The 23,622-nt window shown below is 64.3% G+C and carries 22 protein-coding genes; 21 read left to right on the top strand and 1 reads right to left on the bottom strand.

Annotated features, from left to right (window positions below; genetic code table 11):
• Positions 1–94: 94 nt before the first annotated feature.
• Positions 95–1,048 (bottom strand): helix-turn-helix domain-containing protein, encoded by a 954-nt coding sequence (locus tag Q5Z11_RS07930; protein ID WP_303749492.1) that lies wholly within the window; start codon positions 1,046–1,048, stop codon positions 95–97.
• A 489-nt stretch (positions 1,049–1,537) separates the two neighbouring features.
• Here Q5Z11_RS07930 and Q5Z11_RS07925 point away from each other — a divergent pair, with 489 nt between their 5' ends.
• From Q5Z11_RS07925 to gloA2, 21 genes are all read left to right on the top strand, one after another.
• The gene (locus tag Q5Z11_RS07925; protein ID WP_303749491.1) at positions 1,538–1,741 is read left to right on the top strand and encodes a Flp family type IVb pilin; all 204 of its coding nucleotides are present in this window, start codon (positions 1,538–1,540) and stop codon (positions 1,739–1,741) included.
• 15 nt (positions 1,742–1,756) lie between these two features.
• Positions 1,757–2,290: an A24 family peptidase gene (locus Q5Z11_RS07920; RefSeq protein ID WP_303749490.1), complete on the top strand. Its 534-nt coding sequence runs from the start codon at positions 1,757–1,759 to the stop codon at positions 2,288–2,290.
• Positions 2,283–2,765, top strand: a complete 483-nt coding sequence (locus Q5Z11_RS07915) for a TadE/TadG family type IV pilus assembly protein (RefSeq protein ID WP_303749489.1) — start codon at positions 2,283–2,285, stop codon at positions 2,763–2,765. Before Q5Z11_RS07920 ends, Q5Z11_RS07915 begins: the two co-directional genes overlap by 8 nt.
• Before the next feature lie 29 nt (positions 2,766–2,794).
• Complete coding sequence (gene cpaB, locus Q5Z11_RS07910; protein ID WP_303749488.1) at positions 2,795–3,853, top strand: Flp pilus assembly protein CpaB; 1,059 nt, start codon at positions 2,795–2,797, stop codon at positions 3,851–3,853.
• Entirely contained in the window at positions 3,850–5,187 is a 1,338-nt protein-coding gene (locus Q5Z11_RS07905) for a type II and III secretion system protein family protein (RefSeq protein WP_405051661.1), read from the top strand. Before cpaB ends, Q5Z11_RS07905 begins: the two co-directional genes overlap by 4 nt.
• A gap of 27 nt (positions 5,188–5,214) precedes the next feature.
• On the top strand, positions 5,215–6,459 hold the full coding sequence (locus Q5Z11_RS07900; RefSeq protein WP_303749486.1) for an AAA family ATPase: 1,245 nt from the start codon (positions 5,215–5,217) through the stop codon (positions 6,457–6,459).
• A 2-nt stretch (positions 6,460–6,461) separates the two neighbouring features.
• Positions 6,462–7,817, top strand: coding sequence for a CpaF family protein (locus tag Q5Z11_RS07895; RefSeq protein WP_303749485.1), 1,356 nt, complete (start codon positions 6,462–6,464; stop codon positions 7,815–7,817).
• Entirely contained in the window at positions 7,814–8,728 is a 915-nt protein-coding gene (locus tag Q5Z11_RS07890; protein WP_303749484.1) for a type II secretion system F family protein, read from the top strand. The genes Q5Z11_RS07895 and Q5Z11_RS07890 overlap by 4 nt, the downstream gene beginning before the upstream one ends.
• A gap of 31 nt (positions 8,729–8,759) precedes the next feature.
• Positions 8,760–9,692 carry a type II secretion system F family protein gene (locus Q5Z11_RS07885; protein ID WP_303749483.1) on the top strand — a complete coding sequence of 311 codons (933 nt, stop codon included), beginning with the start codon at positions 8,760–8,762 and terminating at the stop codon, positions 9,690–9,692.
• Positions 9,692–10,522: a tetratricopeptide repeat protein gene (locus tag Q5Z11_RS07880; protein ID WP_303749482.1), complete on the top strand. Its 831-nt coding sequence runs from the start codon at positions 9,692–9,694 to the stop codon at positions 10,520–10,522. Before Q5Z11_RS07885 ends, Q5Z11_RS07880 begins: the two co-directional genes overlap by 1 nt.
• Positions 10,519–10,914: a DUF3613 domain-containing protein gene (locus Q5Z11_RS07875; protein WP_303749481.1), complete on the top strand. Its 396-nt coding sequence runs from the start codon at positions 10,519–10,521 to the stop codon at positions 10,912–10,914. The genes Q5Z11_RS07880 and Q5Z11_RS07875 overlap by 4 nt, the downstream gene beginning before the upstream one ends.
• Positions 10,915–10,922: 8 nt before the next feature.
• Positions 10,923–13,067, top strand: a complete 2,145-nt coding sequence (locus Q5Z11_RS07870) for a TadG family pilus assembly protein (RefSeq protein WP_303749480.1) — start codon at positions 10,923–10,925, stop codon at positions 13,065–13,067.
• Positions 13,068–13,281: 214 nt separating this feature from the next.
• Positions 13,282–13,932 carry a DUF2968 domain-containing protein gene (locus Q5Z11_RS07865; protein ID WP_303749479.1) on the top strand — a complete coding sequence of 217 codons (651 nt, stop codon included), beginning with the start codon at positions 13,282–13,284 and terminating at the stop codon, positions 13,930–13,932.
• A gap of 510 nt (positions 13,933–14,442) precedes the next feature.
• On the top strand, positions 14,443–15,303 hold the full coding sequence (trxA, locus tag Q5Z11_RS07860) for a thioredoxin (protein WP_303749478.1): 861 nt from the start codon (positions 14,443–14,445) through the stop codon (positions 15,301–15,303).
• A 169-nt stretch (positions 15,304–15,472) separates the two neighbouring features.
• Positions 15,473–17,119: a FecR family protein gene (locus Q5Z11_RS07855; RefSeq protein WP_303749477.1), complete on the top strand. Its 1,647-nt coding sequence runs from the start codon at positions 15,473–15,475 to the stop codon at positions 17,117–17,119.
• Positions 17,116–18,759, top strand: a complete 1,644-nt coding sequence (locus Q5Z11_RS07850) for a CHASE2 domain-containing protein (protein ID WP_303749476.1) — start codon at positions 17,116–17,118, stop codon at positions 18,757–18,759. Before Q5Z11_RS07855 ends, Q5Z11_RS07850 begins: the two co-directional genes overlap by 4 nt.
• 58 nt (positions 18,760–18,817) lie before the next feature.
• Complete coding sequence (locus Q5Z11_RS07845) at positions 18,818–19,279, top strand: DUF4442 domain-containing protein (protein ID WP_303749475.1); 462 nt, start codon at positions 18,818–18,820, stop codon at positions 19,277–19,279.
• A 91-nt stretch (positions 19,280–19,370) separates the two neighbouring features.
• Entirely contained in the window at positions 19,371–20,048 is a 678-nt protein-coding gene (locus Q5Z11_RS07840) for a DUF502 domain-containing protein (RefSeq protein WP_303749474.1), read from the top strand.
• A gap of 146 nt (positions 20,049–20,194) precedes the next feature.
• Complete coding sequence (locus Q5Z11_RS07835; protein WP_303749473.1) at positions 20,195–22,090, top strand: DUF885 domain-containing protein; 1,896 nt, start codon at positions 20,195–20,197, stop codon at positions 22,088–22,090.
• Positions 22,091–22,110: 20 nt separating this feature from the next.
• The gene (locus Q5Z11_RS07830) at positions 22,111–23,181 is read left to right on the top strand and encodes a serine hydrolase domain-containing protein (RefSeq protein ID WP_303749472.1); all 1,071 of its coding nucleotides are present in this window, start codon (positions 22,111–22,113) and stop codon (positions 23,179–23,181) included.
• Positions 23,178–23,573: an SMU1112c/YaeR family gloxylase I-like metalloprotein gene (gene gloA2, locus Q5Z11_RS07825; RefSeq protein ID WP_303749471.1), complete on the top strand. Its 396-nt coding sequence runs from the start codon at positions 23,178–23,180 to the stop codon at positions 23,571–23,573. The genes Q5Z11_RS07830 and gloA2 overlap by 4 nt, the downstream gene beginning before the upstream one ends.
• The last annotated feature ends 49 nt before the right edge of the window (positions 23,574–23,622 follow it).

Genomic DNA, 23,622 nt, shown 5'->3' with positions numbered 1-23,622 from the left:
TTGATTTGGCAAACCTTTGCCCGTTAACGGCACGCCGATGCACGTAATCGGCAAGCTGCTACCGGCGTTTGATGCGCATCACATTCCGTAGGCATCAAGCGTGCGTATAGGTGCCACGCATCAAGGTCTCGCTCGGCAACTCGCCGAACACCTTGCGGTAGTTATCAGCGAAGCGCGACAGGTCCCACAGCCCACAGCTGAGTGCAATCGACTTGACCGATTTTCGCCCAGCATCAGCGCTGGACAGGCTGCGGCAGGCCTCGCACAGGCGCAGCATCGACAGATAGCGCACTGGCGAAATACCCACCAGTTCCTCGAACGCATAGCGCAACGCGCGTTCACTCACGCCAGCCGCGTCGCAGAGCTCGTGCATATAGATATGCCGCCGCAGGTTGGCGTACATCATGTCTTCGGCACGGCGGAAAATCAGATAGCGGGCACGACGACTGCGATTGCAGCCACCACGCTCGGGCGGTCCGCCGGTCACGATTTCCTTGACGTGGGCATCGAGCATGGCATCGATCTCTTCGGCGCCCACCTCGCCTTCACGGATGCGCTCGTGCAGCCCTTGGTAATAGTCCTGCAGCGGCACATGCGGCCCGGCACTCAGCAAGGGAACAGCCGCTGATTCATCCACCAATCCGCCCAGGCGCTGCGCTGCGGCGCGCTCCTGGAAGCGTTTGAGTGGCACCAGTACGAATGTCACGCGACTACCCGCACCCAGCGCGAACTCGGTGATCCCCTCCGGCATCACCGACACGATATTGCCGGGCAGCAAAGGCACGCCATGGCACCAACTGCTCTGCGGATCAACCGATTGCAGGCATCCCAACAAGCACCAATCCAGTGGCAACATGAATCGGCCGCGCGTGCGCGCGCCTATTTCAAATGTGCACAGCAATGCCTGGTCGTGGACAAACGAGGTGATGGATGCCGACGGTGGCTGGTCATCAAGCAACACGAGCTCAACGTGGCACACGCGTAGCGTGCCGCTCAGCGACGCCAGATCACATGACCTCAAACCATTTACGCCGACACCCGCATCCATGTGAAAGCCTTTGCGCGTCCTCGATCAGGACCCGCTTCAGAAGCCCGACCATCCGCTGCAGGTCAACGAAGGCAACCTGCAATCCCCTGCCGCACAGCCTGAAACCCACATTACGGAATTACGCTCTTCAATCCATTGAACGTCTTTCGTTGCGATGGATACTGACAAAGAAAACAAGCCTTCACGCGGGCTCCGCCACTCCCGTTTAGCCAAGTCCGTCACATATATGAAAAACAATTCATTCTTGCCGAATATGCGCATGCGCCCAGCGGGGCGATTGCAATGATGTTTCCGGGCATGCGCTGCATGCCGACAGGGGACAACGGAAGCTAGGGTAGGAAACTGCCGGCCCCAACCGGCAACCCGAACAACCGTCGGCACACTCTTGCCGGTGTCATGCGTATCCCAATGACCTCAATCGGGCAGCGATGCCCAGCACCCGGCTGCTTGTCGGTGCAACACCGACACCGGGTCATCAGGGAGAACATCATGAACGCACAGATGCGCAGGTTTTTCCGGGAAGAAGATGGTGTCACCGCACTTGAGTACGGACTGCTGGCCGCAGTCGTCGCCGGGCTGATTATTTTCTTCGCACGCGATGGCCTGAAGACCGTCTTTGAGACAGTACTGGCCAAACTCACCGCGCTGGTCGGCGGCAGCACTGGCACACCCAGCACCGGTGGCACGGGCTGAACCCAGGTCACAGCCATGACCATCGCCTACCTGACAGCATTGTTGCTCGGAGCCCAGGTCGCGATCAGCGACCTCATGGCCCGGCGCGTCTCCAACCGCGCACTGTTGAGCGTGCTCGGCTGTGTCGCGGCGATGCAACTGCTGCAGATTGGCAGCCCGCCTTCGCTCGCCCAGTGTCTGCTCGGCGGCGTGATCGGTCTGGCTGCCTTGCTGCCCTTCTACGCCATCGGTTGGATGGGTGCGGGCGATGTGAAGCTGTTTTCGGTCATCGGCTTCCTGCTGGGCAGCAATGCTCTGCTGCCGATCTGGCTGATCGCCAGCCTGGCTGCGGGCGCCCATGCACTGCTCGTCATTGCCTGGACGCCGGCAGCCAGTTACGCCCCGCCACGACTCCAGCGGATGGTGCAGTCGCTGCAGGGTTCCAGCCTTGTGCTTGATTGGCAGATGGATCTGCGGGCGGCACGACGAGGCCGCAGTGGCATTCCGTATGCCGCGTACATGGGTATCGCGATGATCGCCGTCGTCGTGCAAGGAGGTGGGCATGCCTAGAAAGAACCCAGCCGGCCGCCGCCGCGTACGCGGCGTGGTAACCATCGAGTTCGCGCTGATGATGATGTTCGGCGTGCTGCCGCTGCTGTTGATCACCTTTACCGGGGTGATGATATTCGCCGCCCAGCAAACGCTGGCACTTGCCGCAGGTGAAGGCGCACGCGCATCGCTGCGCTACGGAACAACCGCCGAGCGGCGCAACAATGCCTGCCAGGCCGCCGCGCGCTCGATGCAATGGTTGTTGAACTACTCCGGCGCAGCCGCCGGCTGCAGCAGCGCAAGCGCGGCGCCAATAGCCGTATCTCAACCTTATGCCTGCGCTGCCGATAGCTCGGTCAAGTGCATCAAGGTGACCGTGTCCTACGACCATGACGCCCACCCCTTCATGCCGGGCACCGGCACCTTGATGGGCTGGAGCATGGGTAAATCGCTGAGCAGTACCGCCGTTGTTCAACTGGATCTAGGCGACCGCTGAGCGCGGACTCCAAGGGGAGGAGTTTCAAGATGCCGAAGGCAATACGCATAGCTGCAATCCTGCTGCTGGTACTGGCGGCGCTGTTGATGGTGCTGGCATTCGGCATCGGTCGCCGGGCTGCACCCGCACCGGAAGATGCCGTTGCCAAACAGGCACCGGCCAGCGTGCCCAAGCGCATGCTGGTGGTGGCGAACAAGGAACTGCCCGCCGGCCGCCCCATCACCGCCGCTGACCTGTCCGTTGCAGAGATGGCATTGCCACCAACCAGTGGCTACGCCGCCATCAGCGAGGTCGAGGGCCGTACCCCAGCGCTGAACATCGCCGCTGGTGCGCTGATCACCCCCGAACAGCTGCTGCAGGGCATCGCCATCGGCATCAAACCCGGCGAGCGTGCGGTAGCGGTACCGGTCGACGAGCTGGCCGGTGTCAGCAACCGGGTAGCACCCGGCGACTACGTCGATGTCTTCATGAGCCTGCAGGATCCCGCAGCCGGCGCCGGTGGCCAGGCAAATCCACAGGCGCGCCTGCTGCTTTCGCGGTTGCAGGTACTCGGTTATGGCAATGCCGACGTGTCGCAGGCGCGTCCTGCCACAAGCGAACAGAGCGACGCCGTGTCCACCACCTCTCCGGAGCCGGGTAGCCGCGCCGAAACCATCGCCGCTCGCGACAATCGCGGCTCCGGCACTACCAGCAGCGATGCGCCGCAGGCGCGCAGTGCGATTCTTGCCGTGCCGGTGCAGGACGCAGGACGGCTGCTGCTGGCCGCCCACAGCGGCAAATTGTTCCTGGCCCTGCGCAATCCCGGCGATACCGGCCTGGCCGATGAGGCGCTGTTTGCGCCACCGGCACCGGTGCTGGCGCTGCGTCGCGATCTTGATGGCGCCGCCGAAGCAGCCACGCGGCCGGAGAACCGCGCCTATGCCGGTATCGACCTGAATGCACTGGCCGGCGACAACAACGCTCGCACGCCAGCCGCTGGTGCGAACACGACTGCACCGCCGCGGCGCCGCACACCACGACCAGCGACACGGCAAGGCATCGAGATCATTCGCGGCGCCACCCCGGACAACCGCCTGTCTTCGCCATGAACGGAGGCTCTCTCTTGCACCAGCGCTCTTCCATCACCGCATCTGCATTACTTGCCTTGACCCTGCTTGGATTGGGGGGCTTCGCGCCACCGGCCACGCAGGCAGCGCAAGCACAGGCAATGACCAACAGCGTTGTGCTCGAACTCAACGAGCAGCGCCCGTGGAACCTGCCTGCTGGCGTCGAACGGATCGCCATTGCCGATCCCTCCATCGCCGATATCACCCGCATCGGCCGCAACAGCGAAGCCTTGCTGGTGGGCAAGTCCGCGGGTAGCACCACCCTGTTGTTGTGGTTGCAGAAGCAGGCCGCCCCCACCCGCATCCGCGTGGAAGTGCGCAACGCCGTACAGGGTGGCCTGCTTGATGGCGGCGGCAGCCAACTCACCGTGCAAGGCGGGCAGGCGCTGCTCTCGGGCAGCGCGACCTCGCTGCTGGAGCACGAGGCCAGCCGCAAGGCCGCAGCATCGGCGATTGGCGACAAGGGCGTGATCAGCGACGCAGCCACCATTGCCAACGGCGGCGTGGTGCAGGTCGAGGTCAAGGTGGTGGAGTTCAATCGCAGCGTGCTGCGCCAGGTCGGCATCAGCTTCAAGAACATCAACGGCGGTTTCAGCTACGGCATCACTTCACCGGCCGGCAGCAGTGATAGCGGCGGCGCCCTGTCTTCGGCGTTCAAGCTGGTGGCCAGTTCGCTTCCGGGCGCATGGAGCGCCAACATCGATCTGCTGCAGGCCAACGGCATGGCGCGGGTACTGGCCGAACCCACCCTGGTTGCACTGTCGGGCCAGAGTGCCAGCTTCCTGGCTGGCGGCGAGCTGCCCATTCTGGAACCACAGGGTCTTGGCACCACCACCGTCACATTCAAGCCGTTCGGCATCGGCCTGACCGTCACACCAACCGTATTGTCGGCAGACCGGATCGCATTGAAGGTCGCGCCCGAGGCCAGCGACCTGGATTACGCCCGCGGCATCACCCTCGACGGCACCCAGATTCCAGCCATCTCCACCCGCCGCGCCGATACCACAGTGGAACTGGGCGACGGCGAGAGCTTCGTCATTGGCGGACTTGTGAGCAGCCAGCTGTCCTCCAACGTCAACAAGATTCCATTGCTGGGTGACATCCCGATACTCGGCTCGTTTTTCCGCAACCTCAGTTACAAGCGTGAGGACAAGGAACTGGTCATCGTGGTGACGCCGCGCCTGGTCAAACCGCTGGCGCGCGGCACCGACATCCCGCTGCCTGGCCAACGCGAAGCGCAGCCCAAACTGCCGGTCTGGGGTTCGTGGCTGCTGCATCCGGCCAGTCCCGATCAACTCCCCGGCTTTTCTCGCTGAAGCGCCGCCATGCCACCGGTGATGCCTTTGCCCCAGACCCACAGCCATACAGAATTGAATCTGCTGCTGTACGCACCGGATAACCGCCATATGGCGCGCCTGGGCGCAGTGCTGGCTGGGCAGGCAAATCTGCGCTGGGTGGACAGCCGCGAAACCACGCCAAAGCAATTGCTCGATGGCGCAGGCAGCGCCTTCGTGCTGCTCGATTACTGCGGTGGCAATGCCACCTATTCCACCGATATCGCGCGCCAACTGCATGCCATCGCAGGCTGCCCGGCCTTGATCGGGCTGGGCACCACGGGTCCGGAACAAGCCGCACACCTGTTGGCGGCAATGCGCGCAGGCGTCTGCGACTTCGTCGACATCGACAACAGCCCCGCGCAGATGCTGGAAGTATTCGAGCGCGTGGCCGCCGCGCCCAGTCCAGCGCGTCCCGCGGCGGCGGCAGAGGTCCGCGCAGACGGCCGCCTGATCGTGCTGCTTGGGGTACGCCCAGGCGTTGGCACCAGCACCCTGGCAACCCATCTGGGCGTAAGCCTGGCCGAACAGAACCCGACCTCGCCAGACATGGCGGCGCTGCAGAGCTGGCTGTTGCTGATCGACCTTGGCCAGCCGTCCGCCGATGCCGCCTTGTATCTGGGCATGGAGAGCCACTTCAGCTATGAAGAGGCGCTGCGCAACGTCGAGCGCATGGACCGCACCTTCGCCGGCACCGCGTTCGCCCATCACCCCAGCGGCCTCGCCTTGCTCGGCATCACGAGCGGTACGTTGCTGAAGAAACACGAACCCATCGCCCTGCTCGACCGCCTGCGCAGCGTGTTCCCGCTGAGCCTGTGCGACGTAGGCGGCCTGCCCGTGCAGCTGCTGCCCACCACCTTGCTCAAGAGCGCCTCCGAGGTCTGGTTGGTCACCGATCAGGCAATCGGCTCGCTGGTGTCGCTGGACCAGACCATGCGTGAGCTGGAAAGCCGCGGCCTGCGTGATGACCGGCTGCGGCTGATCGTCAATCGTTTCGATCCCAATGGCGGCCTGGCCGATACGCAGATCGCGCAGCGCTTCAATCTGCCGCTGCTGGCCACCTTGCCGGACCGCTCGCGGGTGCTGCGCTCCAATGCCGGGCTGGGCCGCCTGCTGACCGATGCGGCGCCACGCGACCCCTACCTCAAGGCCATGCTGCCCCTGCTGCAACGCCTGGACCGTCGCCTCGCTGCTCCTACGACCTCCGCGCCGGCGTCGCCGCTGGCGCGCCTCGCCAATCTGCTGGGTAGATAACAATGGAAGACAAAGTCACCCCCTTGTCCCCGCGCATCGCCGCAGCAGCACTGTCGGCTGAGCCAACACCCAGCGTGCCGTTCGAGCAGACCGAGCAGTTCCAGAGCGTGTTGTCCGCCGCCCATGAGTACCTGCTCAACCATGTCGAGGACCAGCGCGTCGATATCGACTCCTGGTCGCCGGAGACCATCGGCAAGTACGTACGCACGCAGACTGCGTCGTTCGTCAAGGAATGGAAGATCCCGGTCAATGCGCAGGAAATGGAAGCGGTCGCCAGCGCCTTGCAGAAGGAGTTGACCGGCTTTGGACCATTGGATGACCTGCTGCACGACCCCGAGATCGAAGACATCCTGATCAACGGCTACAAGGACGTACACGTCTCGGCCGGTGGCATATTGCGGCGTTCGACGCAGCGCTTCAGCGATGACCGCCACCTGCTGCGCATCCTGCGCCGCATCATCGCGCCGCTCGGCCGCCGTCTGGACGACTCCAATCCGATGGTCGATGCACGCCTGCCCAATGGCGGCCGCCTCAACGCCATCATTTCGCCACTGGCCGTTGATGGGCCGATGGTGTCGATCCGCAAGTTCCGCAAGGACCCGTTCACACCGGACGAACTGCTCGGCCGCGGCACGTTCGACAAGCCGATGTACGCCCTGCTCAATGCCATGGTGCGTGGCCGCTGCAACATTCTTATTTCCGGCGGCACCAGCTCCGGCAAGACCTCGCTGCTCAACGCGCTGGCAACCTTCATTCCGCACAACGAGCGCGTCATCACCGTTGAGGACACCGCCGAGCTCGCACTCAACCACCCGCATGTGGTTCGCCTGGAATCGCGCATGGGTGGCTTTGATGGCAACGGCGCGGTCAGCATCCGCGACCTGGTCCGCAACAGCCTGCGCATGCGCCCGGACCGCATCGTGGTCGGCGAGGTACGTGGTGCCGAAGTGCTGGAGATGCTGCAGGCGATGAACACCGGCCATGACGGATCGATGGCCACGGTGCACGCCAACAACGCCCGCGACTGCCTGTACCGGTTGGAAATGCTGGCTGGCTTTGCCGGCTTCCAGGGCAGCGAGGACAGTCTGCGCCGGCAGATCGCCAGCGCCATCGACTTCATCGTGCAGATCTCGCGACTGGGCAGCGGCCGTCGTGTCATCACCTCGATCACAGAAATCACCGGCGTCAGTGACAACGTCATCACCAGCCAGGAGCTGTTCAAGCATGAAACCTGGGTCGACCAGGAAAGCCGCGAACGCGACCGCTGGATAGGCCTCGGCTTCCACCCGCATTGCTACAAGCTCGAACCGTTCCGTCAGGAACTGCGCGAGGCCAACATGGGGAGCTTCTCTTCATGATGGTGCCGCTGCTGCTCGGGAGCCTTGCCGTGGTGCTGGTGGCGGTTGCCATGGGCCTGTGGTGGGGGCTGGCCACCCGAGTGCAGCAGCGTGCCGCCGCCAGCCATGCCGACACCCGCTTGTCGCGACCAGACCCGGTACGCGCTGCCGAGGAAGCGCGCCACCAACGGCCGCAGGGCAAACGCTGGGCCGAGCTGCTGCGCCGCGCAGGACTGAAAGACACACCACGCACCTTGCTGCTGATCGCCCTGCCCGGCATCGTCGTCACCATCGCTGCCGGCCTGCGTCTTGGCAGCGCCTGGTTTGCCGCATTTGTACTCGCGCTCTACCTGCTGGCCGTGGCGCTGTGGCTGTATCGGCGCATCGACAAGATGCAGCAGCGGCTGATCGCGCAGATGCCGGATTTCCTCGAAAACATGGTGCGCATGGCCGGCATCGGCAACAGCTTGTCGATGGCGTTCCAGAGTGCCACCCAGAACGTCGATCCGCCGCTGCGGCCCATCCTCGACAACGCCCTGAGCTATACCCGCGCCGGCATGGACCTGGACCGCGCCCTGCAACATGCCGCCCAGGCTTACCGGCTGCGCCCGCTGGAGATGCTGGCGGTGATCCTCGGCACCAGCATCCGCATCGGCGGCCGCAGCGACCAGATCCTGCAACGCATGAGCGACTTCATGCGCGACATGGAGGAAGTGCAACGCGAGCTGCAGGCCACCACCTCCGAGACCCGCATGTCAGCCTGGGTACTGGCCTTGCTGCCGGTTGGCGCGGCCTTGTCGATGGCGCTGATGAGCCCGGATTTTTTCCAGCCCATGTTCCATGACCCGCTTGGCAAGAAAATCCTGCTGATCGCGGTGCTGCTGGAACTGTTTGGCGGTTTCCTGCTGTACCGGCTGGCCAAATCGCTATGACACAACCCGTTGCCATCGCCCGGAGCGCACCATGAACCTGCTGTACACGATCGCCATGCTGTTGGTCGTGGTGGCGCTGGTACTGGCCGCGGCTGGCCTGCTGTACCGCGGGCGCCGCAGCCAGCAGGCCGGCGCCGCACTGCAGAGCGCATTGGACAGCGCCCAGCACGTGGAGCATGACACCGCACCCAAGCCGGTCTGGTGGCGGCGGCGGCTCGCCGACCTGGCCGCCATCGGCCAACACTTCGAAGGCAGCCGCCTGCAGGCGGCATTGCTGGCGCCCGAGGATAGATTGCTGCTGGAACAGGTTGGCTGGAACCACAGCACCGGCACTGCGGCCTTCCTTGCCACGCGGCTGGTGCTGGCCTTGTTGGTGCCCTTCATCGCCGTGCTGGTTATGCGCCCACAGGGCGGCGACATGGTGATCCTGCTGCTGGTCGGCTTCGCCTTGGGCATCCTGTTGCCCAAGCTGCTGCTGCGAAGTTGGGCAGCGCGGCTGCGCAAGAAAGTGGATGACGAACTACCCTTGCTGATTGACCTGCTGCGGCTGCTGCAGGGCGTGGGCTTCAGCATCGACCAGAGCCTGCAGATGATTGGCGACAAGCTGCATATCGCCATTCCGGTACTGGGCAAGGAGCTGCAGCTGGCCAACGCCGGTTACAGCCGCGGCCGCAGTCGCGCACAGTCCTTGCGGCGACTATCCGAATCGTTCGGCAATGAGGACCTGCGCAGCCTGATGCAGATGGTGCTGCAGGTACACCAGCACGGCGGTGCGGTGCAGGAACCACTGAAACAGTTCGGCATGCGCCTGCGCGAACAGCGCCGCATGAAGATGAAGGAGAAGGTCGGCAAGCTCTCGGTCAAGATGACCGTGGTGATGATGATCACCTTGCTGCCGGCCCTGATGCTGGTATTGGCCGGGCCGGCGATCATTTCGCTGGCAGCCGCGATCAAGGGGATGTAATGAGAACGACGACCGCATTGCTGAGCATCTTGATACCTGCCCTGCTGATCGGCTGTGGCGGCAATCGCGCTGCCTATAAGCAGCCGCAGATTGAACCCTCGCTGGTGGAAGCACCGCAGGATGATCGCGGCATGTACCTGGGGCTGCTCAAGCAGATGCAGGCGCAAGGCGCGTACTACGCTTCGCTGGCGCATATCGACGCCTTCCGCCAGCGCTTCGGCGACAGCCCGGAACTGCGCATCCTGCAGGCCAACGCGCTGCGCGAAACCGGCGATGCGGACGCAGCAGCGCTGATCTATCGCGGCCTGACCAAAGGCCCGCAATCGGCAGCGGCCTGGCATGGCCTTGGGCTGGTCGCGGCCGGCACCGGTGATTTCGACGGTGCTCGACAGGCCTTGGACAGCGCCGTCCGAGCCGATCCGCTCAATGTCGCCTACCTCAGCGACCTCGGTTTCGCGCTGCTGCAGGCAGGGCAGATCGAGCAGGCACGTGCACCGCTGGCAAAGGCAGCGGAGCTGGGACCCGACAACATCCGCGCCATCTCCAATCTTGCGTTGTGGGCCTTGTTGTCCGGACAGCCAGCGGCGGCGGAAAGCATGATTCAACGGGCAAACCTGCCGCCTTCCACCAAGGCCGAGATCTATCGGCTCTCGCAACGCCTGCGGCAACCGCTGGCAGCGGCCGCTCCCGCTTCGGCAGCTGCAGGCGGTGCTCCAGCCCTGGCCGCGCAGCAGGGCCCAGCTGCAAGTGCAACGCCGACACGCCCGCCCGGTTCGATGCTGGACCGCTTCAGCCCTGCCACCTCAACCGCCCAGGAGGCAACACCATGAGCCGAACCGCACCCTTGGCCGTGATACTGCTGTTTGGCACGCTCTGGGCGACACAAGCTATTGCACAGCATGCGCCGCTGATCGAACGCATGACCGATGCCACTGCGCCCGTTGCAAACACCAATACAAACAGCGACGCGAGCGCCATCACTTCGCCGTCCGCCGCTACACTTGCGTTCGCAATCGAGCAGCCGCGCTCGCAGATCGGTGATACCACCCGTGCCCTGCTACAGATGCAGGCAGACGGCAGCCGCGCCGGCAATGCACTACCGATGCTTGGCGAAGCGGCCAGCCGCAGCTACCAGCGCTACCTCAAGAGCTTCGACCACCCGATTCCCGAGTACTTCGAAGCCGCGCTTCCCGACTCCAAGCAAGGCGGCGGCAGCCGCTGAGGCCCCCAATGCACACGCGCCCGTCTACGCTTTCGCTGTCACGCGCGCTCCACGATCTCCCGCAACGCGCACGCCAACGTGGCGGCGCAGGCCTGCCGATGATGTTGTTGCTGCTCGGGCTGGTGGTGATACTCGGCCTGATCGAAGTCGGCTACCTGTACTGGAGCAAGCGCGACGTACAGAAGACCGCCGACCTGGCCGCGCTGGCCGGGGCGCAGCGGCTGGAGCAATGCACCACCGACTACAAGGACAACCTGGCGGCGCGCAGCAATGCGGTGACCGACAACCAGTTCGGTGGTGAACTGACCATCAACTGCGGTTACTGGGGCGCGGAGCTGCCAGCAGGCGCGCGCTTTGTCAGCGTCAGCAGCAGCCACCCGCTGAATGCCGTACAGGTCACCGCCTCCAGGCAATCCGTGCCGATGCTCGGCCAGCTCACCTCCCTGCCACGCATCAGCGCCACCGCCGTTGCCCGGCGCATGCCGCCGCAGGCGGCTTTCAGCGTTGGCTCGCGCCTGCTCAACGTCAACAGCAACGCACCCTTGCAGGGAATCCTGCGACTGGTTGGTGTCGACCTGACCCAGACCCAGATCGCCAGTTACCAAGGTCTGGCCGATGTAAAGATCACGCCGCGCGGTCTGCTGCAGGCGCTGGGCATTCCGGTCGCCACCGACATCAACGTCGGCGACCTCAACAACCTGCTCGCCGCCAACCAGGTTTCCGTAGGCAGGCTGCTTGAAATAATGGCTTCGTTGGCGGGGCAGCAAGGGGTGGCCGGCGTGGACCTGCGCCTGCTGCAGCAGAAGCTGCTGGGCGCTGGCATCAGCGACGTGCTGGTGCAACTGGGCTCCAACGCCAGCAGCAGCGGCTTGTTCGCCAAGATCGCCGGCGGCAGCGAAGCAGCAAGTGGTGCATTGGACATTGACCTCAACGCCCTGGACCTGCTCGGCACCACCATCTCCATCGCCAATTCCAAGCACGCCGTCGAAGTGCCCCAGCTCGATGTACTCGGCTTGCTTAAGGCCAAGGCCAGCATCGTCGAACCTGCCTCCATCGGCATCGGCCCGGTGGGCACCACCGCCTACAACAGCCAGGTGCGCCTGTTCCTGGATATCGACTCGCAACGCATCCCGGCACTCGGCGCGGTGCTGAACTGGCTGGGCACGCGGATCAAGCTGCCGACCTATATCGATGTGATCGATGGCTATGGCCAGCTCACCGCGATCAACTGCTCCGTCCAACCGGCGACCGCCACTGTCGACGTCACCAGCGCCATCGCCAATGTCTGCATCGGCAAGGCCACTACGCCATGGAACTCCACCCGCGAGCTGTGCCGTACCGGACTGAGCGAGGAGATCCTGGTCAGCCTGCTTGGCCGCGATGTACTGACCAGGAAAATCAGCCTGGAGGCGCTGTCGCAACGCGACCAGCTGATCCTGAGCGAAGGCCAGATCGGCACGGTCAAACCGAACGACCTGAAAGTCGGCAAGCTGGTCTCCGACCTGGTCGATGCCCTGCTTGGCACGGTGCAGTCCTTGTTCACCCCGCAAGGCAACAGCAGCACGGCCGCAAAAGACCTCGCCGTGCAGTACCTGGAAGCCACCAAGAAGAACGGGCTGTACCAACCTGCCGTCGTGGTCCAGGCCCTGAAGGAAGGCAACAGCGCCGCCAACCTGCCGGCATTGGGCAGTTGGACTACCGAGATACCCACCTGCGACAGCTGGATCCTCGGCTGCACACCGAAGAAGGTCCAGGGGGAGGTCTGGCAGGGCTTTCTCTACGAGACCACGATCAGCAAGCCCAGCGTGCTGGGCGGCCTGCTCGACGTGCTAGGGCTGACCTCCTGCCAGGGCTTGATCGCCGGCCTGGCCTTCAATGACTGCGTCAGCAATGCACTGGCCAAGTACCTGCAGACCAAACCCGGTGGGCTCAGCGGCAACGGCAGCTACAACCCGGTTACCGGCGGCGGCACCTGCAGCAGCGCGTTGTGCCTGCTGCTCAAGCCAGTGGTCGACAGTATTCTGCGGCCGCTGCTGGACGGTGTCGGCAAGCTGTTGTCGCAGCTGCTGTCCGAGGTCCTGGGCCTGCAACTGGGCCGTACCGACGTGCACATGCAATCGATCCAGTGCGGCCGCGGCCAACTGGTCGAATGAGCGCCATCCCAAACAGTGAAACGCCCGCGCCAGCGGGCTTTTCGTCGCCGGAACGCGTGCTATGCTCGGCTACGAATCCGGCGCATTCACCAAATGCGACGACCATCGCAATTCGGGGGAATTACGAGGACTTATGAGAAGGATCGAGATGCTTCCGAGCCGGTTTGGCTGCGCGCTGTTGCTTGTTGTCGGCCTGCTGACGGCCCCCGCTGCAATGGCCGGACGCTGGCAACGTGGTGAGGCCGAAGTACCGGCTGCCCCCGCCAACAGCGAAGACAGCGCCGTGGGCAATACCGTCGCCGAGCTGCAACGGCTGATGGGCAACAACGCCCTGACAGAACTGCGTACCACCTATAACGGCAACTACGGCGCCAGCCTGCTGTTCCACGCCGACTCCTTGAACTACTACGTGGCGCTGTTCCACGAGAAGGAATTCTGGCGTGTGATCCGCACCGAGTCGGTGGAGAACGCCGAGACGCTCTACCTGACCTTCGCCGACCAGACCAAGCAGTTGGCCCAGGTCTATCTGGATACCGTGCGTCTGCAGGCCGGCAAGGCCTACAGCGAGAAGCTGGTAGCCATGAACGAACGCCGCCTGCGCGGCCTGCAACAGGAAGTGGAACAGCAGCGCCAGCAGTCCCTGCAGGTCAGCAATGCCTTGCAGGAGCGCAAGCAGCAGGCAGTGGCATTGAGCACCGACCTGCGCGCCACCAATTCCCAACTGGAAGCCTTGAACCAGCAGATCAAGGCCTTGCAGGCGCAGCAGGTCAATCCCGAGCTGACCCTGCCAGCCACCCCCAGCGTGGCCCCGCCTGCCGCAGTGGTACCGCACGCCCCGGCCCAGGAACCCGCCAGCCACCCCTGAGCACCGCACCTCAGCGGTACGCAGAACAAGAACGCCGCTTCCCGCAAGGAAGCGGCGTTTTTCAATGATCGCCGTTGCCCCCTCGGCCGAGCATGCAGGATCGCCTGTAGTGCCGAGCCATGCTCGGCAGAGGCTCCACCAGCAATCCAACCCGGCTGTAGGAGCGGCGTAAGCCGCGAAGCCAGCAATCCACCTGCCAGCGAAGAGCCAACCCCTCCCCAGCCCTCCCCTTCGCTATGCGAAAGGGAGGGAGCCAAGCGCATCGCCAGCAACACCGGCAACGCTCCAGCCGAGCATGGCTCGGCTCTACCGGAAGTGCGGCGTAGCCTGTAGTGCCGAGCCATGCTCGGCAGGGGCCTTACCCACATCCCCGAAAGACCAGCAAACCCAAGCAGCACAAGCCTCCCACCCCTGCAAGCTTGCTCAAAACAGTCAGCAACTACCGCTGACAGTTGAGAACCCGCCCCTGCGTCGCCATAAAGGGATTTCCTGACAGCAACGTAGCCAGCCATGAGCGATCTTCCCCACGTATTCGAGGCCACCACCGAAACCTTCGAAGCCGAGGTCCTGCAGAAATCCTCGCAGACCCCCGTGCTGGTTGATTTCTGGGCGACCTGGTGTGGGCCCTGCAAGAGCCTGGGGCCGATCCTGGAAAAGCTCGCAGGCGAGTACAACGGTGCGTTCGAGCTGGCAAAGGTCGATGTGGACAAGGAGCAGCAGATTGCTGCCGCCTTCCAGATCCGCTCGGTACCCACGGTTTTCCTGATCAAGGACGGGCAGATTGTTGATGGCTTCCCCGGCGCGATGCCCGAAGGCCAGCTCCGCGAGTTCCTGACCCAGCACGGGGTGGTTCCGGCCGAAGCCGCCGCGCTTGAAACCGAAGTCGAAGCCCTGCCGTTGGACCCGCAGGCCGAGGTCGCTGCACTGCGTGAAGCCATCAGTGCCGAACCGGACAAGGCCGAGCTCAAGCTCGACCTGGCGCTGGCCCTGCTCAAGATCGGCGCAACCAGCGAAGCAGGTCCGCTGCTGGATGGCTTGCCGGCCAACCTTGCCACCGATGATCGCGCCATCCGTGCGCGGGCGCGTCTGGATTTCGCCGCGGCATTGCAGGATGCACCGGCCGCCGACGTGGTGGCAGCGCGCGTCCAGGCCGATGGCAATGATCTGGAAGCACGCTATCTGCTCGGCATCCACCATCTACTGGCCGGCGAGGACGAAGGCGCGCTGGAGCAGTTCATCGAGATGCTGCGGATTGACCGCGGTTTCCGCGACAGCCTGCCCAAGAAGGCCTTGATCGATGCGTTCCGCGTCATCGAGGACGAGGACCTGGTGGGCCGCTACCGCCGCAAGATGTCCTCGCTCCTGTTCTGATCTGGCACCAGACAGTACAATTTGTGCGTCAATTGCACGGAAATTGGCAGCTTTTCACCAGATGATCCTGCCGTGATATCTATCACGGCCACTTGGACCAGAGGGTGATGAAGTTGCAGTCAGCACGATGCCAGCGTAACGGACACGCGTTTTTGGAGCCAAAGTGGCCGTGAGAAATACCGCCGTACGCCCATCGTTGCTGCAGCTGCTTGCTGTTGCATTGCTGTTTTGCTGGGCGGGCATCGCCAGCGCCCAGGACTGGAATTACCGCGCACGGCCCGGCGACACGCTGTGGGATCTGGGCGCCCGTTATCTGAAAAACGACGTGCAGTGGCAGCAGCTGCAGGCGCATAACCGGATCAGCGACCCGTACCGGCTGGTGCCCGGGCAGACCCTGCGCTTTCCGATCATCTGGCTGCGCGTGCAGCCCGCGCCAGCGCGGGTGGCCGCCTTGCGTGGCCAGGTGCAGGTCAGCGACCCGGTCAACGGTAGCCGGCCATTGCAAGCGGATATGTTGTTGCCCATCGGCACCCAGCTGCAGACCGGCGAGGACGCCAGCGTCACCCTTGTCTTTGCCGACGACTCTCGACTGCAACTGCGCGAGAACTCGCAACTGCAGCTGGACCAGCTCAGCAGCTACGGCGCCACCGGCATGGTGGATACGCGGGTGCGCCTGCAACGTGGGCGTAGCAGCAGCCATGTAACGCCGGCGCGTGGCCCTGCTTCGCGCTACATCATCACCGCCCCTACCGCGACCAGCAGCGTGCGCGGCACCTTGTTCCGGGTAAACGCAGGTGACCAGAACAGTCCGGCAAGCACCGAAGTCGTCGAAGGCCGTGTGCAGGTAGGCAACCGTACTGGTAACCGGATCATCGGCGGCGGCCACGCCACCTTGATTCGTTCGCAAGGCAATGCACCGAGTGCGGCACAGCCGCTACTGCCCGCGCCACAACTGTTGGACGCGCAGCTGCGCCTGCAACCTCTGCCGCTGCTCGCTGCGTGGCGATCGCTGGACGGCGCAACACGCTATCGGGTGGAAGTGGTGCTGGCCGCAACCCCGGATATACAGCTGTTCGCCCGCGAGGTCAGCGCAACGCAGATCCAGATCAATGACCTGCCAGCAGGCCAACTGCGCCTGCTGGTGCGGGCCATCGATGCCGATGGTGTTGAAGGCTTGGATGCCGAACGGGACTTCGCGGTACCCGATGGACTGCCTGCACCGTTGACCGTCGCGCCACTGCATGGACAGACCGTGCACCAGCCGCAGCCACGTTTTGAATGGGCCAAGGTCACTGGTGCCACCGGCACCGTCCTGCAGATCGCCGACAACCCCAACTTCCTGCAGCCACTGGTCGAACAGCAGAGCAGCAACCAGAAGCTGCGCATCCGCAGCCCGCTGCCAGCGGGTGACTACTTCTGGCGCGTGGCCTCGCTTGATGCCCACAACAGCGCCGGCCGCTACGGCCAGGCGCTGCCGCTGCAGGTCAGCGATGCGCAGGTGGCGACGCCACTGGATACAAACAATGGCCAAAAAGGTCTGCTGACCTTGCGTTGGCCGGCCGACAGCGACGCCCTCCACTATCGGGTGCAGATCGCGCGCGACGCCGGTTTTTCGAAGCTGTTGCTGGATCAACAGCTGGATGCCCCAGAGGTTTCCCTGAAGCGCCCCTGGCGTGGCGGAACCTTGCATGTACGCGTGCAGAGCATCGCCGATGACGGCTACGCCGGCGCGTTCTCCGCGCCCCAGCAGATCAAACTGCCCTGCCGGCTGTGTTACGGCGCCGGCGCGGGTGCCTTGTTGTTGCTCGCCCTATGAGGCCTTTACGCCCGCGCTGGCGTTACCGGCTGCTGTTCGTCATTGCCTGTTGCCTGATCGTTGCCTGGGCCAGCCATAGCCGTGTGTTCTGGCAGCAGGATGTCACCAGTTACGACGCGTTGGTCGGTGACTGGGATTACCCACCCGATCCCCGCCTGGCAATCATCGCGATCGACGACCGCAGCCTGCAGGAGCTGGGCCAATGGCCGTGGCCGCGCAGCACCCACGCACGCCTGCTGGAACGCCTGCGGCAGGCCGGCGTCGAGCGCGTGGCACTGGATCTGATGTTTCCGGAGGCCGATCGCAAGGACCCCCGCCAGGATGAAGCATTGGCAGCGGCGATCCGCCGCAACGGTCGGGTAGTCCTGCCGGTGATGGCTGCACCGGCGACCGCCGAGGCGGTACCCGAGGAATTGCTACCGGTGCCGGTAATCGCCAACGCCGCCGCATCGCTGGCACACACGGATATCGAAGTCGATGCCGATGGCATCGCACGTGGCCTCTACCTGAAGGCCGGGATCGGCTCGCCGCATTGGTTGGCGCTGGGTGCCGCCTTGTCCGGAGTGAATGGCCAGCTCCCCGGCTTGCCCGATCCAACGCCGCGCAACAACTCGCCCTATCAATGGCATCGCGACCACTATGTGCGGCTGCGCTATGCCGGACCGCCGGGCAGCTTTCCGCAGATGTCGTATGTCGACGTGCTTGAAGACCGGATACCCGCCGATCTGCTCAAGGGACGACTGATCATCGTTGGCATGACCGCCAGCGGCATTGCCCCGCGCCTGCTTACCCCCACGTCCCGCGACAACTGGATGAGCGGTAGCGAGTACCAGGCCAATGTCGCCTCGATGCTGCTGGCCGGGAACAGCATCCGCACCTTGCCATCCCTCGTCCAGACCGCGATCAGTACGGTGCTGGTGGCGCTGGCGGCACTGGGCATCACCTCCGGGCTCCGTTCGCGCTGGCTGTTTGGCGCACTCGCGCTGCCGGTTCCGCTGCTGCTGAGCCTGGGCCTGCTGCATGCGGGCAACCTGTGGTTCGCACCTGTGTCAGCGACGTTTGGTTTCGCCGGCATGCTGCTGTTCTGGACTTTGTGGCAGATGCGCTACTGGCGCCGCCAGGCCAACCGCGACACGCTGACCGGATTGGCCAATCGCATGCGCTTCGAGGAAACCCTGCGCCGTGAGAACGATGCGGCCCGCCGTAGCGGTCGTCCGCTCACCCTGTTGTTGATCGACGTGGATCACTTCAAGGCCTGCAACGACACCTATGGCCACCAGGTTGGGGATCGCCTGCTGCGCTATCTGGCACGCACGATTGATGACATGGCCCGGCGCCCCCGCGATCTGGCTGCGCGCTTCGGCGGCGACGAATTCGCCCTGATCCTACCTGACACCCCGCCGGCCGGGGCCGAGCAGCTGGTACAGACCTTGGTCAGCCGGGTACGCCAGCTCAGCATCCCCGTCGACAAGATCCACCACAGCAAGACCAGGACCACCGTCACCATCGGTGTTTGCAGCGTGCTGCCCGGCCCTGACGACGGCCCCGCGCGCCTGTTCGAGGCTGCCGACGCCGCCCTGTACCAGGCCAAGCAAGCCGGCCGCGACGGCTACCGGATCGCCCCGCCCTGGCCGAACTGAGGCTTTCCATACGCCAGCGAATGCTAGACTCCGACTCCCCCGTCCGTCTGCTCGCACCATGAAAGCCAGCCTGTTCCGTCGCGGCATCAACCTGTGGCCACCGTTCCTGTTTGCCGGCATCCACGTCACCGCCATCAGCGCCGACTACCGCTATGTGCGGGTCGAGCTGCGGCAGCGGCCGTGGAACGTCAACTATGTGCGCACCCATTTCGGCGGCAGCCTGTTCGCGATGACCGACCCGTTCTGGATGCTGTGCCTGCTGCAGAACATGGGCAGCCGCTATTTCGTCTGGGACAAGGCCGGTGCCATCGAATTCCTGAAGCCCGGCCGTGGCGTGGTCTGGACCGAGTTCCGGCTCGATGACGCCACCCTGGACGAGGTCAAGGCCGCTACCGCCAACGGTGACAAATACCTGCACTGGTTCGAGAACGATGTACTCGATGGCCAAGGCGACGTGGTGGCGCGGGTGCGCAAGCAGGTCTATGTGCGGCTCAAGCCGGAAGCGCGCAAAGCGGACTGAGCCAAGGCGGCAACACAGATTTCTCTGAACGCAGCCGTTCCGGCCATCTGCTGCGTACATACGGAGGACACCCGAACGCTACAATTCGCGGATGTCGCCTGAAGCCGTCTCCCCCGCCCCCCGCCCCTCCCTGCAACGTCTTTTCCTCACCGGCCTGCTGACCCTGCTGCCGATCTGGTTGACCTGGGTGGTCGTCAAATTCGTGTTCGTCCTGCTCTCGGGCATCAGCAGCCCGCTGATCGTGCCGCTTTCCGAGCGTATTGCCGCCTCGTTCCCGGATTATCTGGGCTGGATCAAGGTCGAATGGATGCAGGACATCACTGCCCTGCTGGCCACTTTGCTGGTCATCCTGCTGGTCGGCATCCTCAGCCGCCGGGTCATTGGCCAGCAGCTGCTGCGCTGGTTTGGCGCGGTGATCCGCCGCATCCCCCTGGCCAGCATCATCTATGACAGCGCCAAGAAGCTGCTGGACATCCTGCAGACCAAACCGGGCAGCACCCAGCGCGTGGTCCTGATCGACTTCCCGCACCGCGACATGAAGTCCATCGGCCTAGTCACCCGTGTCCTCAAGGAACAGGGCACCGGCCGCGAACTGGCCGCCGTGTATGTGCCCACCACCCCCAACCCGACTTCCGGCTACCTGGAAATCGTCCCGGTGGAGATGCTCACCCCCACCGACTGGACGGTGGACCAGGCCATGAGCTTCATCATTTCCGGCGGTGCGGTCGCCCCGGACAGCGTGCCATTCACCCGCTCCGCCGACCGTTGAGCCCTCTCCCATGCCTTGCGGCGGGCGCCGCAAGGCATGGGATATAACCGGACCTGTATCACCCGCGCGTGTTCATCCGCGCCACGGCTGGTCGTCATCGCTGATATCGGGCAAGCTCCCGGGTCGATGTATTTGCGGAACACCTGATGCCTTACAGCCCGTTGCGCCTGCTTGCGCTTGCTATTGCCTCGATCATGACGCTGTCCGTTGCGGCCCCTGCCGACGCGGCGAAGAAGAAAGCCCAGCGCCAGTCAGCGCCGCAGAGCCGCGCCGCCAAGCCCCGCACCACGCCGCGCCCGGCCCCGCGCCGCCCGGCCGCAGTGCCGCTGCCGATCAAGCAGGACAACGCCGCCAAGCTCAACCGCATCTATGACGAGTACTGGGATGCCTCGATGCGGCTGAACCCGCTGCAGGCCACCTTCCAGGGCGACCAGCGCTACAACGACCAGCTACCCAACTTCCTGTCCGCGGCCTCGCGCCAGCAGTCGCACGATTTCATGGTCGAATGGCTGGGCAAGGTCCAGGCCGTCGGCCCCACCGGCCTGCAGGGCCAGGACCTGTTGAGCTATGAGATCTTCGTGCGCGACGCGCAGGTCTCGCTGGCCGGCGAGCAGTACCCGACCTGGATGCTGCCGATCAACCAGTACTACAACCTGTCCAGCATCATCGCGGTGCTGGGCTCGGGCGCTGGCGCGCAGCCCTTCCGTACGGTCAAGGATTACGAGAACTGGTCCAAGCGCTCACTCGGCATTCCGGCCCTGTTCGACCAGGCCATTGCCAACATGCGCGAAGGCAAGGCCGCCGGCGTGGTACAGCCGCGTGCGTTGATGGAGAAAGTGTTGCCGCAGCTCGACGCGGTGATCAAACCCACGGCGGAAGAGAGCCTGTTCTGGGGCCCGATCCGCAACATGCCGGACGACTTCTCCGCCGAGGACAAAGCCCGCCTCAGCGCCGAGTACAAGCGCATGATCGAGAACCGGATCATGCCGGCCTATCGCTCGTTGCGCGGCTTCATCGCCACCGAATACATGGCCGCCGCACGCAGCACCGACGGCATGGCCGCGCTGCCCAATGGCCGCGCATGGTATGCACACAACGTCGCCAGCAGCACCTCGCCTGCACGCACGCCGGCCGAGATACACGCGCTGGGCGAGCAGGAAGTCAAGGACCTGCAGGCGCGCATCGATGCGGTGATGAAGCAGGCCAAGATCCGCGGCTCGCAGCAGAAAGCCTTTACCGCGATGCGCAATGACCGCCAATTCATGTTCCGCGACGCCAACGCCCTGCTTGCCTACTATGCCGAGACCGGCCGGCGGGTAAACGCAGCGGTACCCACCCTGTTCAATGAACGGCCCAAGGCCAGCCTCGAGATCAAGGCGGTCGAAGCCGAGCGCGCCGCCACCTCCAGCGCCGCCAGCTACCAACCGGGCAGCGCCGACGGCCAGCAGCCGGGCGTGCTCTACGTGAATACCAGCGACCTGCCCTCGCGCAAGCGCTGGGCGGTGACCATGCAATACCTGCATGAAGCCATCCCCGGCCATCACTACCAGCTGGGCGCACAGCAGGAACTGACCGCCTTGCCGCGCTTCCGCCGCCTCGGTGGTGATGTCGCCTACGTGGAAGGTTGGGGCCTGTACGCCGAATCACTGGGCCAGGAACTGGGCCTGTACAACGATCCTTACGATCAGCTCGGTTATCTGCAGACCACCTTGCTGCGCACCGTGCGGCTGGTCGCCGATACCGGCCTCAATGCCGCCGGCTGGAGCCGCCAGCAGGCCACCGATTACATGGTCAAGAACGCCGACATCCCGGCCGCCGATGCCGCCTCCGAGGTCGAGCGCTTCATGGCATTGCCCGGCCAGACCCTGGCCTACCGCGTAGGCGAGATCAAGATCCGCCTGCTGCGTGACAAGGCCAAGGCCGAACTCGGTGATCGCTTCGACCCACGCGAGTTCCATCATGAAATCCTCAAGGACGGCTCCATGCCGCTGGAGATCCTTGAAGCCAAGATCGACCGTTGGATCGCCAGCAAGAAGGCCTGATCACCTACCCAGGAGCCACCATGCCACGCTGGAAACCCCGACTCGCCCTGCTGTGCCTGCTCGCGTGCTCCAGCCTGGCCGCTGCCGCCCCCTTGGCCCCGCCCGATCCAGGTATCGACGGCTTGATGCAGCGCTACGACGGCCAGGTGCCTGGTGCCTCGGTACTGGTACTCAAGGATGGCCAGCCCGCATTCCGTCGCAGCTACGGCCTTGCGGTGCTGGAGGACGGCACCGCTGTCACCCCCGCCAGCAGCTTCCGGCTGGCCTCGGTCAGCAAGCAGTTCACCGCCGCAGCCATCCTGCTGTTGGCCGAGGACGGCAAGCTGGGCATCGATGATCCACTGAAGAAGTGGCTGCCCAGCCTGCCCGCCGTCGCCGACACGATGACGCTGCGGCAGCTGCTCAGCCACACCAGCGGCCTGCTCGATTACGAAGAACTGATGGACCCTGCCGACACCCGCCAGGTGCATGACGCCGACGTGCTGCAGCTGCTGCAGAAAGAGAACCGGACTTACTTCACGCCCGGCAGTGACTACCGCTACAGCAATAGCGGCTATGCCTTGCTGGCGCTGGTGGTAGGCAAGGCCTCGGGCAGCGACTTCGCCAGCTTCCTGCGCCAACGTGTTTTCCTACCGCTTGGCATGCACAACACCTACGCGCATCAGGACGGCGTTGATGAAGTGCCCAATCGCGTCTATGGCTACAGCCAGATTGACGGCCGCTGGCAGCGTACCGACCAGAGCACCACCAGCGCCGTGCTTGGTGATGGCGGCATCTACTCCTCGATCGATGACCTGGCCAAGTGGGATGCAGCGCTGTACGACGAGCGCCTGTTGAAGGCGACTTCACTGCGGCTGGCCTTCAGCCCGGCGACAAAGACCGGCGAGCCCGACGTGCCGTTCTATGGCTTCGGCTGGCGCATCAATGGCGACGCGCTGTGGCATAGCGGCGAGAGCATCGGTTTCCGCAACGTGATCGTGCGTTACCCAAAGCAGAAACTGACGGTGATCGTATTGAGCAACCGCAACGAACCCGAACCCTATGCGCTGGCCATCGACATCGCCCGGCGCTGGCTGGATGCCGCGAGATGAGCCTGCTTGGCATCCATCATGTTGCAGTAATTGCGGCGGATTACGCACGTTCGCGGGATTTCTATGTGCGCATTCTCGGGCTGGAAGTGATTGCCGAGAATTACCGCAGCGAGCGCGACTCGTGGAAGTTGGACCTGCGCCTGCCTGATGGCAGCCAGCTTGAGTTGTTTTCCTTCCCAAACCCTCCTGCACGCCCCAGCCGGCCGGAAGCCTGCGGACTGCGCCACCTCGCCTTCCGCGTTTCAGCGCTGGATGAGGTTGTCGCGCATCTGCAACGCGAAGGAGTCACCTGCGAGCCGATACGCGTTGATGAATTCACCGGCCGCCGCTTCACCTTCTTCGCCGACCCGGACGATCTACCGCTGGAACTCTACGAGACACCAGCCCCGTAGTGCCGAGCCATGCTCGGCAGAGGCTTTCCCCGCGCCCCCCCCTCACCCC

The organism is Stenotrophomonas sp. 610A2 (assembly GCF_030549615.1).
GTDB classification, from domain to species: domain Bacteria; phylum Pseudomonadota; class Gammaproteobacteria; order Xanthomonadales; family Xanthomonadaceae; genus Stenotrophomonas; species Stenotrophomonas pigmentata.
Note: the sequence above shows the minus strand (reverse complement) of the source record. Positions and strands in the feature narration are given on the sequence as shown.

Coding starts and splice junctions, on each gene's coding strand:
- Q5Z11_RS07885 (WP_303749483.1), top strand. CDS start 8,760: ATGAACCTGCTGTACACGATCGCCATGCTGTTGGTCGTGGTGGCGCTG.
- Q5Z11_RS07925 (WP_303749491.1), top strand. CDS start 1,538: ATGAACGCACAGATGCGCAGGTTTTTCCGGGAAGAAGATGGTGTCACC.
- Q5Z11_RS07835 (WP_303749473.1), top strand. CDS start 20,195: ATGCCTTACAGCCCGTTGCGCCTGCTTGCGCTTGCTATTGCCTCGATC.
- Q5Z11_RS07850 (WP_303749476.1), top strand. CDS start 17,116: ATGAGGCCTTTACGCCCGCGCTGGCGTTACCGGCTGCTGTTCGTCATT.
- Q5Z11_RS07890 (WP_303749484.1), top strand. CDS start 7,814: ATGATGGTGCCGCTGCTGCTCGGGAGCCTTGCCGTGGTGCTGGTGGCG.
- trxA (WP_303749478.1), top strand. CDS start 14,443: ATGAGCGATCTTCCCCACGTATTCGAGGCCACCACCGAAACCTTCGAA.
- Q5Z11_RS07830 (WP_303749472.1), top strand. CDS start 22,111: ATGCCACGCTGGAAACCCCGACTCGCCCTGCTGTGCCTGCTCGCGTGC.
- cpaB (WP_303749488.1), top strand. CDS start 2,795: ATGCCGAAGGCAATACGCATAGCTGCAATCCTGCTGCTGGTACTGGCG.
- Q5Z11_RS07895 (WP_303749485.1), top strand. CDS start 6,462: ATGGAAGACAAAGTCACCCCCTTGTCCCCGCGCATCGCCGCAGCAGCA.
- Q5Z11_RS07870 (WP_303749480.1), top strand. CDS start 10,923: ATGCACACGCGCCCGTCTACGCTTTCGCTGTCACGCGCGCTCCACGAT.
- Q5Z11_RS07880 (WP_303749482.1), top strand. CDS start 9,692: ATGAGAACGACGACCGCATTGCTGAGCATCTTGATACCTGCCCTGCTG.
- Q5Z11_RS07920 (WP_303749490.1), top strand. CDS start 1,757: ATGACCATCGCCTACCTGACAGCATTGTTGCTCGGAGCCCAGGTCGCG.
- Q5Z11_RS07865 (WP_303749479.1), top strand. CDS start 13,282: ATGGCCGGACGCTGGCAACGTGGTGAGGCCGAAGTACCGGCTGCCCCC.
- Q5Z11_RS07930 (WP_303749492.1), bottom strand. CDS start 1,048: ATGGATGCGGGTGTCGGCGTAAATGGTTTGAGGTCATGTGATCTGGCG.
- Q5Z11_RS07845 (WP_303749475.1), top strand. CDS start 18,818: ATGAAAGCCAGCCTGTTCCGTCGCGGCATCAACCTGTGGCCACCGTTC.
- gloA2 (WP_303749471.1), top strand. CDS start 23,178: ATGAGCCTGCTTGGCATCCATCATGTTGCAGTAATTGCGGCGGATTAC.
- Q5Z11_RS07875 (WP_303749481.1), top strand. CDS start 10,519: ATGAGCCGAACCGCACCCTTGGCCGTGATACTGCTGTTTGGCACGCTC.
- Q5Z11_RS07840 (WP_303749474.1), top strand. CDS start 19,371: ATGTCGCCTGAAGCCGTCTCCCCCGCCCCCCGCCCCTCCCTGCAACGT.
- Q5Z11_RS07915 (WP_303749489.1), top strand. CDS start 2,283: ATGCCTAGAAAGAACCCAGCCGGCCGCCGCCGCGTACGCGGCGTGGTA.
- Q5Z11_RS07905 (WP_405051661.1), top strand. CDS start 3,850: ATGAACGGAGGCTCTCTCTTGCACCAGCGCTCTTCCATCACCGCATCT.